The sequence below is a fragment of the Qipengyuania sp. HL-TH1 genome (assembly GCF_036365825.1).
GTDB lineage: Bacteria > Pseudomonadota > Alphaproteobacteria > Sphingomonadales > Sphingomonadaceae > Qipengyuania > Qipengyuania profunda.
Window position 1 is genome coordinate 2,896,495 of the sequence record NZ_CP142675.1, and the last position, 10,541, is coordinate 2,907,035.

Below are 10,541 nucleotides of genomic sequence, written 5' to 3' on the forward strand. Positions count from 1 at the left end.
GCCTCGCGACGAACCCCTGAAATCACCCCTTGTCGAGCGCGATGTCGGGGGCGTCTTCCTGCTTCATCCCGACCACGTGATAACCGCCGTCGACATGATGCGTCTCGCCGGTCACGCCCGATGACAGGTCGGACAGCAGATAGAGCCCCGAGCCGCCGACATCGTCGATGGTGATATTGCGTCGCAGCGGCGAATTGAGCTCGTTCCATTTGAGGATATAGCGGAAATCGCCGATCCCGCTCGCCGCGAGCGTCTTGACCGGACCCGCGCTGAGCGCGTTGACGCGGATGTTCTCGGGGCCGAGGTCGTTGGCGAGATATTTGACGCTGGTTTCCAGCGCCGCCTTGGCCACGCCCATCACGTTGTAATGCGGAATCACCTTCTCGGCGCCGTAATAGGTCAGTGTCAGGATCGAACCGCCCTCGGGCATCATCGCGCGTGCGCGCTTGGCCACCGCGACCAGCGAATAGGCGGAGATGTTCATCGTCATCAGGAAATTGTCGAGGCTGGTGTCGACATACTTCCCGCGCAGCTCGTTCTTGTCCGAGAAGCCGATCGCATGGACCACGAAGTCGATCGTCTCCCAGCGCGATTTGAGCGTGTCGAAGGCGCGGTCGAGCGCGTCCATGTCCGACACGTCGCATTCGATCAGGAAATCGCTGCCGAGCTGCTCCGCGAGCGGGCCGACCCGCTTCTTGAGCGCTTCGCCCTGATAGGAGAAGGCCAGTTCGGCCCCATGCGCGCCGAGTTGCTTGGCGATTCCCCAGGCCAGCGACTTGTCGTTGGCGAGGCCCATGATCAGCCCGCGTTTACCTGCCATCAACCCGCTCATGCAGCGTGCTCCTCTTCTGCCATTTCCCGCGCCAGCGCTGCCCGACGCGCATCGTCGGCCTCGCTCACCTGGCACAATTCCTCTTCGGGCGTTTCGGCCAGCGCCGCGTTCAGCTCTGCGCCGATAACCACCCCGAGCCCGACAAGCCAGAAGAAAGAACAACACGATCATCACGCCCGCAAGCCCGCCATAGGTGAGATCGTAGGAGAAGAAATTGCGCAGCACTGCCGGCATGATCGTGGTCACCGCGATCCACCACAGCGTCGTCAGCAATACGCCGGGCCATTTGGGATAGCGTTGGCGGCGGTATTTCGACGGGGTGAGCGAATAGAAGATCAGGTAGAGCGAGCCGAACAGGCCCAGCGCGGGGACGATCCGCGTCAGGCGCAGGTCGGATACGCGGTCGATCAGCTGCGGGAAATAGGCTTCGATAACCTCCTGGGCGGTGCCGATCAGGAATTGCGCGATCAGGCTGAGCAACAGCAGGAAAACCGCGGCGAGGATCACCCCCGACGACAGCAGGCGGTATTTCCAGAAGGCCTGCGTGGCATGCGTGCCATAGGCGCGGCGCAGGATGTCGCGGATGGTTTCGACCAGGCTGCCCACCGTCCATAGCCCGATCAGCGCACCGACCCACAGCAGCCAGCCGCTGCGCGCCTCGATCACATCGCGCGCGACGGGTTCGATGACATTGCCGACCATCGGGGGCAGCGCGTAGAGCACCGCATTGATCGTCGCCGCGCGTTCGGCCTCTTCGCCGATGGCGGAGAAAACCGCCGCGCCGAGGATGAAGAAGGGGAAGATCGCCAGCATCGACAGATAGGCAAGGTTGCCTGCGTGGATGAAGCCATCGTTATAAGTGCCGACAATGGTCCGCTTGGTGATTTCCCAGCCCCGTGTGCCGGGGCCCATGTGCCGCTGGATGCGGCCGCGCAGATCGCGCGCCTCCTTCCGCCGCTGTTCGGGGGAGAGCGAGTGAATCTCGCGTTCCTGGCCTTCCGGCATGGGTTGTGGCGACAAGGACTAAACCCCGAGCTTGCTCCGCGGATCGCTCTCGTCCTTCCACCCATCGAGCCGCTTGGCAAGCTCGTCGAGATCGTCGGGCAGCTGGATTTCAAGCGTCACCAATTGGTCGCCGCGGGTCCCGTTCTTGCGTGAAAAGCCCTTGCCTTTGAGCCGCAGGACGGTGCCGCCATGCGTGCCGGGCTTGATGGTCATCATCACCGGTCCGTCGACTGTGGGGACGCGAACCTTGCCGCCGTTCACCGCCTCGTCGAGCGTGATCGGCAGGTCGAAGCGCACATCGTCGCCTTCGCGGCGATAGAGCGCATGCCGGTCGATCGCGATGGTGACGAGCCCGTCGCCGGCGCCGCCAGGGCCCCGCTCGCCCTTGCCCTTGAGCCGCATCTGCGTCCCGTCCTCGACCCCCTTGGGCAGTTTGAGGTCGATCGTCTTGCCGTCGGACAGCGTGATTCGCTGGTCCTTGAGCGTGGCCGCATCGACAAAGGGAACGCGCAGCTTGTAGGCGATGTCCGCGCCTTTCTGGGGCGGGCGGCGATGCTGCGCACCGCCGAACGGGCTGCCGCCGGAGCGCGCCTGCGGCCCGCGGCCACCAAACAGGCCTTCGAAAATATCACCCAGATCGACTTCTTCGCCGCCGAAGCCCTGCATGTCCTCGGCGCGAAACCCGCGCTGGCCGCCATTGGGGCGGAAACCGCCGCCACCGCCCATGCCCGCAAAGGGATTGGCGGGATTGCCGTCGGCATCGATTTCGCCGCGGTCGAATTGGGCGCGCTTGTCCTTGTCGGACAGCAGGTGATAGGCATTGGTCGCCTGGCTGAAGCGCTCCGAAGCGTTGGGGTTGTCCTTGTTACGGTCGGGATGCAGTTCCTTGGCGAGCGTGCGATAGGCGCTCTTGATGTCCTTTTCGGACGCATTGCGCGGGACGCCAAGGATGGAATAGGGATCGGCCATGGCGTGTTAGCTAGGCACAACAGCGGCGTGGTGCAAGCGCGGGCGGTTTCCTACCGCGCGCATTGGCGATAGGGGACGGCTGATGAATGGCAATTCGGTCCTCCTTGCAGTCGTTTCCGGGCAAAAACGGGCCGCGCCGCGTTTTGCTCCTGAACCCTGTTCCATGTGTTCCAGATTGTAGGAAAGCCCCGATGGAAACCGACCAGAGCGCGATCCCGCCCAGCGATCCTTTCGCGCTGTTCGAAGTGTGGTTCGCCGAGGCGCGCGAGAGCGAGCCCAACGATGCCAATGCGATGGCGCTGGCGACGGCGTCGCCCGATGGCTTCCCGTCGGTCCGCATGGTGCTGCTCAAGGGCTACGGGGCGGACGGTTTCGTGTTCTACACCAACGCCGAAAGCCACAAGGGCGAGCAGATCCGCGCCAACATGCGCGCGGCGCTGCTGTTCCACTGGAAAAGCCTGCGCCGCCAGATCCGCATCGAAGGCCCGCTCGAAGAAGTCGGCGAGGAAGAGGCAGATGCCTATTTCCATTCGCGCCCGCGCGTGTCGCAGATCGGCTCGGCGGCAAGCGACCAGTCGCGTCCACTGCTCGACCGCCAGCTCTATGTCGACCGGGTCGCCGCGCTCGAGGAGCGCTATCCTGAAGGCGACATTCCGCGTCCGCCGCATTGGACGGGTTTTCGCCTGAGCCCGCGCCGGATCGAGTTCTGGCGCGACCGCGAATACCGCCTTCACGACCGCCGGCTGTTTGCGCGCGAGAGCGCTGAGGATGCGTGGTCGAACACGCTGCTCTACCCATGAGCGAGAGAAGCGCCCGGCTGGCCCGCTCGGCGGCGATGGCGTCGATTACGGTCGCGCTGGTGCTGGTCGCGCTCAAGAGCTGGGCGAGCTGGCGCACCGGTTCGACCGCTATGCTCGGCAGCCTTGCCGATTCGGCGCTCGACCTGATCGCCAGCCTCGCCACGCTGACCGGCGTGTGGATCGCGTCGATGCCCGCCGACGAGGACCACCGCTTCGGGCACGGCAAGGCAGAGGCGCTGGCGGCGATCTTCCAGATCATGCTCATCGTCCTGTCGGCTTTCGGCATCGCGGCGCGCGCGGTGACGCAGCTGGCGGGCGGTGGCGAGACTGCCGCTGCGGCGGAAGGCATCGGGGTGTCGCTTGTCGCTATCGTGCTGACCTTCGCGCTGCTCGGCTGGCAAAGCTACGTGATGCGCCGGACGCGCAGCCTCGCAATCCAGACCGATCACTTGCATTACAAATCCGACCTGTTGCTCAATCTGGCAGTGATCCTCGCGCTGGTGCTCGATCAATATGCGGGTATCGGCATGGCCGATCCGCTGTTCGGACTCGCCATTGCGGCCTGGCTCGGCTGGGGCGCATGGCGCGGGGCGAGTGACGCGGTCGACGACCTGATGGACCGCGAATGGCCCGAGGACAGGCGGCTGGCCTTCGTCGAGGCGGCCGCGCGCCATCCCGAGCTTTCCAACCTCCACGATCTGCGCACGCGCACCAGCGGCAATCGCGATTTCGTCCAGTTCCATGTCGACCTGCCGCCGTTGATGACGATCGAGGAAGCGCACGCGATCACCGATCGGGTCGAGGACGATTTGCGGCGCCAGTTCCCCGGAACCGAATTGCTGATCCACATCGACCCCGAAGGCCATGTCGACGAGCCCGACAATCCGCTGGTCGAGGACAATGAATTCGCCAAGCTCGACAAGGACGCATGAGCCGAGCGCTGCCCTATTGGCATGTCGATGCCTTCACCGACCGCGCCTTCGGCGGCAACCAGGCCGCGGTGGTCCCGCTCGACGACTGGTTCGAAGACGATCTGCTGCTCGCGATCGCGGGTGAGAACAATTTCGCCGAAACCGCCTTCTGCGTCCGCGATACCAGCGGCGAAGCCGACTGGGATCTGCGCTGGTTCACGCCGGTCGAGGAAGTAAGGTTATGCGGCCACGCAACGCTCGCCAGCGGACATGTGCTGCTGGGACGCGATGGCGGCGAACGGGTGCGCTTTCGCACGCGGCGGGCGGGCACGATCGAAGTGGCGCGGGCTGGGACGGGGTACGAGCTTGCTTTACCGCTGATCCGGACCGAGCCGGGCGAGTGGGCCGAAGCCGTCCAACTGCTCGGTGCGCAGCCGCAGGAGGTCTGGCTCCATCCCGATGGCTACGGGGTCTATCTGTTCGCCAGCGAGGATGCTGTACGTGCGCTCGATCCCGATCTGCGCGCGCTGGGGGCGCTTGGGAGCGACCAGTTCATCTGCACCGCACCCGGCAGCGATACCGATGTGGTCAGCCGCGTGTTCGTGCCCGGCGCGGGCGTCGATGAAGACAGCTTCACCGGCTCGGCGCATGCCGTGCTGACCCATTTCTGGACCGAGCGGCTCGGGCGCGACAGCTTCACCGCCTACCAGGCGTCGCGGCGCGGCGGGCAGGCGGTTTGCCGCCGCGATGGCGAGCGCGCGGTTTTGTCGGGCCACTGCGTGACCGTGGTCGAGGGCCGGTTCTTCCTGCCCTAGGTTTCGGGGTAAAGCTCGACCACGTCGGCCAGTTGCTGGAGCATGGCGCGGCGTTCGTCGGCATTCGAATGGCCCAGCCGGACCACGGTCAGCTTCTGTGTCGGCGAGACGAAGACATATTGGCCCATGTGTCCGATCATCGAGAACGCGCTCTCGGGTGCCCGGTCGGGAAACAGCGGGTGCTGCTCTTCCCCCGTGGGGCGGTTGAGCCAGGTCTGCAGTCCGTAATGCGGGCTCTGGGGGCTGGGTTCGACCATCTCTTCGACCCATGCGCGCGGAACCAGCTGTTCGCCGCGATAGGAGCCCTTGTTGCGCAGCAATTCGCCCAGCTTGGCCCAGTCGCGCGCCGTTGCGTGGATCAGGCTCCCGCCGATCAGCGTCCCCGCGCGGTCGAATTCGGGCACCACCGAGGTCATCCCGAGCGGCGCGAACAGGCGCGCATCGAGATAATCCGCCACCGCCTTGCGCCGGACATCGGGGTCGGTGCTGTCGGTCAGCGCCCGGGCGGCAATATCGGCGAGGATCACGGTGGTGTTGGAGGAATATTCGAACTGCGCGCCCGGCTCCGCCTCGAGCGGCTGCGCGGTGGCGTAATCGGCCATGTCGTCGCGCCCGTCGAGGAAAAGCATGCGGACCTCGCCGCTCTCATAGGGCGGGTCGCTCGCTTCGGAATGTTCGAGCCCGCTACGCATCTGCAGCAGGTGGCGCAGGGTGATCTCGGCGCGCGGATCGCCCGTCCGCTCCCAGCGCGGCACGGGGGCGGGCGCGTCGAGCCGCAATTGTCCGTCGGCGACAAGCATGCCGATCATCACCGCGGTAACCGTCTTGGCCATCGACCAGCTGACGAAGCGCGTGTCCTTGTCATAGCCGGGGGCATAGCGTTCCACCGCGAGGGCGCCGCCGTGATAGACAACCAGCGCGCGGGTCTCGCCCAGTCCGTCGAGCGTGAACAATTCGTCCGCTGCACGCGCCAGTGCCCGGGTCGGCGCGCCCGGGTCCTCGGTTACCGCGGCGAGCGCTTCCTCGCTCAGCGGAGGCTCCTCCGCCGGACCGGGGGAGCCGCAGGACGCAAGGCTTGAGGTGGCGAGGGCAAGCGCGATAAGGGAGGCGGGCCGCATGATCATGCGGCGTCACTCGCACGAAGGAATCCCGCTTGGCAACGGCCAAAACACGCTCCCGCTTTTCGCGCCGCTGGTTGTGGCTGGTCCCGCTGGTCGCCATCCTGCTCGGCGTCGCCTGGTTCGCCTGGGGCGATGGCCTGCGCAAGACCGGCGGCGTCGGCTCCGCCTATGCAGCGCGGGTCGGCTGTTCCTGTCGCTTCGTTGCCGGGCGCAGCCTCGAGGATTGCGCCAAGGACAAGCTGGAAGGGATGGAGCTCATCTCGCTCAGCGAGAATGTGGCGGCGAAAAGCGTAACCGCCTCGATTCCCTTCGTCGCGTCTGACACCGCCAGCTACCGCGAAGGCTATGGCTGCGTGCTGCAGGAGTGGGAAGGCTAGGCGGCAACCCGCTCGGTCGCTTCGATCCAGCCGCCGCCGACGACCCGTTCGCCGGCATAGATGACCGCCGCCTGTCCTGGCGCGACGCCGAACTCTGGCGCAGCGAAGCGGATCGTGGTCGTTGCCCCGTCACCCAGCGGCCCCTCGAGCGTGATCGGCACCGGCTTGGCAAGGCTGCGGACCTTGGCCGAAAGCGGTACGTCGGGCAGCGGGCCGATACGGTTCGTCTCGATGATCGTTGCGGCGGAAACGGCGAGCATCCGCTTGGGCCCCACGAGTACGCGCGCGCCGTCGGCATCGATGCCTACGACATAGAGCGGTTCGGGCTGCCCGCCGATATCGAGGCCGCGGCGCTGGCCCACGGTGAAGTGGATCACGCCCTTGTGCTCGCCGAGCGTTTCGCCGGTCGCCGCATGGACGATGGCCCCGGGCCGCGCACCTTCGGGGCGGAGCTTGCGTACGATGCCTGCGTAATCGCCATCGGGCACGAAGCAGATGTCCTGGCTGTCGGGCTTGGCGGCATTGCGCAGTCCCGCGCCTTCGGCAAGCACGCGGACATCGGCCTTGGGCATGCTCCCCAGCGGGAAGCGCAGGAAGTCGAGTTGGTCCTCGGTGGTGGCATATAGGAAATAGGACTGGTCGCGCGCGGGGTCGGCGGCGCGGTGCAGTTCCGCGCCCGCTGGCCCCACTACGCGGCGAACATAATGGCCGGTGGCAAGGCAATCCGCCCCCAGCTCGCGCGCCATGTCCAGCAGATCGGTGAACTTGGGACCCATGTTGCAGCGGATGCAGGGCACCGGCGTGCGCCCGGCGAGGTAATCGTCGGCGAAGGTTTCGACCACTTCCTCGCGAAACGCGCTTTCATGGTCGTGGACGTAATGCGCGATGCCGAGCCGTTCGGCGACCCCGCGCGCATCCTGGATATCGTCGCCGGCGCAGCACGCGCCCTTGCGTCCGGTGGCGGCACCATAATCATAGAGCTGCAGCGTGATGCCGATCACCTCGGCGCCCGTGTGTGCAGCGAGCGCGGCAACGACCGAGCTGTCGACGCCGCCCGACATGGCGACGACGATGCGGCATTCGGCTGCCGGTCGCGGCAGGTCGAACAATGCGGCAGCCTGGTCCGGCGAAAGGGTTTCGGTAGCAAGCATGGCGCGCCCCATACACGCCTTGGGGGCTGGCCACCAGTAGCCCGGCGAAGCGGCCGCAGGCGATGTTTCACCGAACGTTTACTATGGGCCGTTATCCACAGGCTCATGTTTGAGGGCCGCACCAACGAAAATCCCGTTCACCAACAGCGTGAAAGCACGGATCTGCACCAGTTTCGCTGGACCGATCTGGTCGCCAAGCTCGCCGCGACTCGCGATTTGCGAGACGAACTCGGCAAGGTCGAGGGCGGCTTCAACGCCTTTGGCGAAGCGCGCCGGGAAAACAGCGACGAAAGTAAACGGATCGTTAACCATGCTGCTTTAAGCGATGGCAAAGCCGCGCGTTTAAGTCGTGGGGACGCCGCAAACGACGCGGTGCATGGCGATAGAGAGAAAGAATGATCGAAAACCAGGATATCCGCCCTGCACAGGTGATCGGCCCCCTCGGGGAGCCGTTGACCATTGACGACCTGCCTTCGCCCAAAACGAAGCGCTGGGTGGTTCGCCGCAAGGCCGAGGTCGTGGCGGCGGTCAATGGCGGTCTGCTGACGATCGACGAAGTGCTCGAGCGCTATTCGCTGAGCCTCGAGGAGTTCGCCTCGTGGCAGCGCGCGGTCGACCGCTCGGGCATGCAGGGCCTGCGCGTCACGCGTATCCAGCACTATCGCGACCTCTACGAACGCCAGCTCAAATACTGATCCTGTCCCCGCCGCGGCGGGGCAATAATTTGACAAGCCTTACGCTCCAAGTTCATCCTCGACAGCAATTTCGGGGAACCGCTCGTCGCACTGGTCCGTTAGAAGACGCAATGTGAGAGTAAAGCAGGAGGAATTAGAATGGCTTGGATTATCGCTATTATCGTCGGCGGGATCATCGGCTGGCTCGCCAGCCTGGTCATGAACCGCGATGCCTCGATGGGCATCTTCTGGAATATCATTGTCGGCATCGTCGGCTCGTTCATCGGCAAGTTCATCGGTTCGCTGATCGGCGTCGGCTCGACGCTGACCGAATTCAGCGTCCCGGGTCTGCTGATGTCGCTGCTTGGCGCCATCGTGCTGCTCGGTATCGCCAACATGGTCCAGCGCGGCCGCGTTCGCTAAGCGACCGAACATCTGATTTCGTTGGGCGGGGCGTCGCAGGACGCTCCGCCCTTCGTTTGTCCGGGTTCCGGCCACCATACGGGCTGTGGTGTCAGGGCGACATTCGTCCACCCGTGGGTGCTCCCGGTCGAACCCTCAATTGCCCTAACGCGGGCCGCGGTCTATCGCCTCAGTTCGAAATTCTTGCGCTAAGTGATATAGCAATGTAACACACTGCTTGTTCGCAGCGCATCTGGGGCAGGGTACGACATGAATTACGAGACTAGAGTGACGGCCGAAAAGGGCGATCCGATCGCGGTCGGTTTCGACCCCGACGCGGAGGAGTACGAGTCCAAGCGCCGCTCGGACCGCCGCAAGGTGCTGATCATCGCCGGCCTTCTCGTGCTCGGTCTCGCCATCGCCGCTTTCTTCGTCATGCGCAGCAATGGCACCGCCACGCCCGCGGGGGACGAAAACGCCCAGGCGCCGACTGTCACTGTCATCACCCCCGGCCGGACCACGGTCGAGGGACAGATCACCGCCACCGGCACGTTGTCCGCGCGCCGCGAAATGCCCGTCGGCGTTGTCGGCGAGGGCGGCCGCGTCGTTTCGGTGCCGGTCGATGCGGGTGACTGGGTGCGTCAGGGCCAGGTGCTGGCGAGCATCGACCAGTCGGTCCAGTCGCAGCAGGTCCAGAGCGCCGGCGCGCAGATCCAGGTCGCCCAGGCCGATGCCGATCTGGCGCAGGCCAATCTCGATCGCGCGCTGCAGCTGGTCGAGCGCGGCTTTGTCTCCACTGCCGATGTCGATCGCCTGACCGCGACCCGCGATGCCGCCGTCGCCCGCGTCCGCGTGGCGCAGGCCCAGCTCGGCGAATTGCGCGCACGCAACGCCCGCCTCAATATCCTCGCCCCGGCATCGGGTTATGTGCTCGAGCGCAATGTCGAGCCCGGCCAGACGGTCAGTGCAGGGTCGCCGGCGCTGTTCCGCATTGCCCGCGGCGGCGAGATGGAACTGCTCGCGCGGCTCAATGAGGATTCGCTGAGTTCGATTTCGGTCGGAACCAGTGCAAAGATTCGTCCCGTCGGCACCGACAAGCTCTTTACCGGACAGGTCTGGCAAATCTCGCCGACCATCGACGAGCAGGACCGTCAAGGCACGGCGCGTATCGCGCTTTCCTATGCCGAGGGTCTGCGTCCGGGCGGTTTCGCCACCGCGACCATCGCCAGCGGCACGGTCGTTGCGCCGATCCTGCCCGAAAGCGCGGTGCTGTCGGATCGGGAAGGCGCCTATGTCCTGATCGTCAACGGCGAAGACAAGGCCGAGCGGCGACCGGTTGTTACGGGCACGGTCACCTCGCAGGGTATCGTCATCGCCGAGGGCCTGACCGGTTCGGAGCGCGTCGTACTGCGCGCCGGCGGCTTCCTCACCGAGGGTGAGACGGTCAAGACACAAATGGCCGAAGCCGACTAAGCAGGGGTAAC

12 protein-coding genes and 1 pseudogene are annotated in these 10,541 nt (G+C 65.5%); 8 read left to right on the forward strand and 5 right to left on the reverse strand.

What is annotated here, in order from left to right; all coding sequences use genetic code 11:
• Nucleotides 1–22: 22 nt before the first annotated feature.
• The 3 genes and pseudogenes from fabI to VWN43_RS14790 form a co-directional block, all read right to left on the reverse strand.
• The gene (fabI, locus tag VWN43_RS14780; protein ID WP_320181214.1) at nucleotides 23–832 is read right to left on the reverse strand and encodes an enoyl-ACP reductase FabI; all 810 of its coding nucleotides are present in this window, start codon (nucleotides 830–832) and stop codon (nucleotides 23–25) included.
• A gap of 207 nt (nucleotides 833–1,039) precedes the next feature.
• Nucleotides 1,040–1,837 (reverse strand): annotated as a pseudogene (locus VWN43_RS14785) (YihY/virulence factor BrkB family protein); the annotation flags it as partial.
• An 18-nt stretch (nucleotides 1,838–1,855) separates the two neighbouring features.
• Nucleotides 1,856–2,806, reverse strand: a complete 951-nt coding sequence (locus VWN43_RS14790; protein WP_320181213.1) for a DnaJ C-terminal domain-containing protein — start codon at nucleotides 2,804–2,806, stop codon at nucleotides 1,856–1,858.
• Between the two features lie 191 nt (nucleotides 2,807–2,997).
• Here VWN43_RS14790 and pdxH point away from each other — a divergent pair, with 191 nt between their 5' ends.
• From pdxH to VWN43_RS14805, 3 genes are read left to right on the forward strand one after another with little or no spacing between them, the layout of a single operon-like run.
• Entirely contained in the window at nucleotides 2,998–3,606 is a 609-nt protein-coding gene (gene pdxH, locus VWN43_RS14795) for a pyridoxamine 5'-phosphate oxidase (RefSeq protein ID WP_320181212.1), read from the forward strand.
• A complete protein-coding gene (locus VWN43_RS14800) occupies nucleotides 3,603–4,538 on the forward strand; it encodes a cation diffusion facilitator family transporter (protein ID WP_320181211.1) in 936 nt (311 codons plus the stop codon). The genes pdxH and VWN43_RS14800 overlap by 4 nt, the downstream gene beginning before the upstream one ends.
• Nucleotides 4,535–5,332, forward strand: coding sequence for a PhzF family phenazine biosynthesis protein (locus VWN43_RS14805; protein ID WP_320181210.1), 798 nt, complete (start codon nucleotides 4,535–4,537; stop codon nucleotides 5,330–5,332). The genes VWN43_RS14800 and VWN43_RS14805 overlap by 4 nt, the downstream gene beginning before the upstream one ends.
• Here the strand turns inward: VWN43_RS14805 and VWN43_RS14810 are convergent.
• Nucleotides 5,329–6,456, reverse strand: a complete 1,128-nt coding sequence (locus VWN43_RS14810; RefSeq protein ID WP_320181209.1) for a serine hydrolase domain-containing protein — start codon at nucleotides 6,454–6,456, stop codon at nucleotides 5,329–5,331. The genes VWN43_RS14805 and VWN43_RS14810 overlap by 4 nt on opposite strands.
• Nucleotides 6,457–6,485: 29 nt before the next feature.
• Here VWN43_RS14810 and VWN43_RS14815 point away from each other — a divergent pair, with 29 nt between their 5' ends.
• Nucleotides 6,486–6,830: a hypothetical protein gene (locus tag VWN43_RS14815; protein WP_320181208.1), complete on the forward strand. Its 345-nt coding sequence runs from the start codon at nucleotides 6,486–6,488 to the stop codon at nucleotides 6,828–6,830.
• Here the strand turns inward: VWN43_RS14815 and mnmA are convergent.
• Nucleotides 6,827–7,981, reverse strand: a complete 1,155-nt coding sequence (mnmA, locus tag VWN43_RS14820) for a tRNA 2-thiouridine(34) synthase MnmA (RefSeq protein ID WP_320181207.1) — start codon at nucleotides 7,979–7,981, stop codon at nucleotides 6,827–6,829. The two genes, VWN43_RS14815 and mnmA, sit on opposite strands and share 4 nt — an antisense overlap.
• A 105-nt stretch (nucleotides 7,982–8,086) precedes the next feature.
• Here mnmA and VWN43_RS14825 point away from each other — a divergent pair, with 105 nt between their 5' ends.
• From VWN43_RS14825 to VWN43_RS14840, 4 genes are all read left to right on the forward strand, one after another.
• Entirely contained in the window at nucleotides 8,087–8,380 is a 294-nt protein-coding gene (locus tag VWN43_RS14825; RefSeq protein ID WP_320181206.1) for a hypothetical protein, read from the forward strand.
• Nucleotides 8,377–8,676 (forward strand): CtrA inhibitor SciP, encoded by a 300-nt coding sequence (sciP, locus tag VWN43_RS14830; RefSeq protein WP_253520798.1) that lies wholly within the window; start codon nucleotides 8,377–8,379, stop codon nucleotides 8,674–8,676. The genes VWN43_RS14825 and sciP overlap by 4 nt, the downstream gene beginning before the upstream one ends.
• Nucleotides 8,677–8,814: 138 nt before the next feature.
• Nucleotides 8,815–9,078, forward strand: coding sequence for a GlsB/YeaQ/YmgE family stress response membrane protein (locus VWN43_RS14835; RefSeq protein WP_253520796.1), 264 nt, complete (start codon nucleotides 8,815–8,817; stop codon nucleotides 9,076–9,078).
• A gap of 249 nt (nucleotides 9,079–9,327) precedes the next feature.
• The gene (locus VWN43_RS14840; RefSeq protein ID WP_253520794.1) at nucleotides 9,328–10,530 is read left to right on the forward strand and encodes an efflux RND transporter periplasmic adaptor subunit; all 1,203 of its coding nucleotides are present in this window, start codon (nucleotides 9,328–9,330) and stop codon (nucleotides 10,528–10,530) included.
• Nucleotides 10,531–10,541 lie beyond the last annotated feature (11 nt).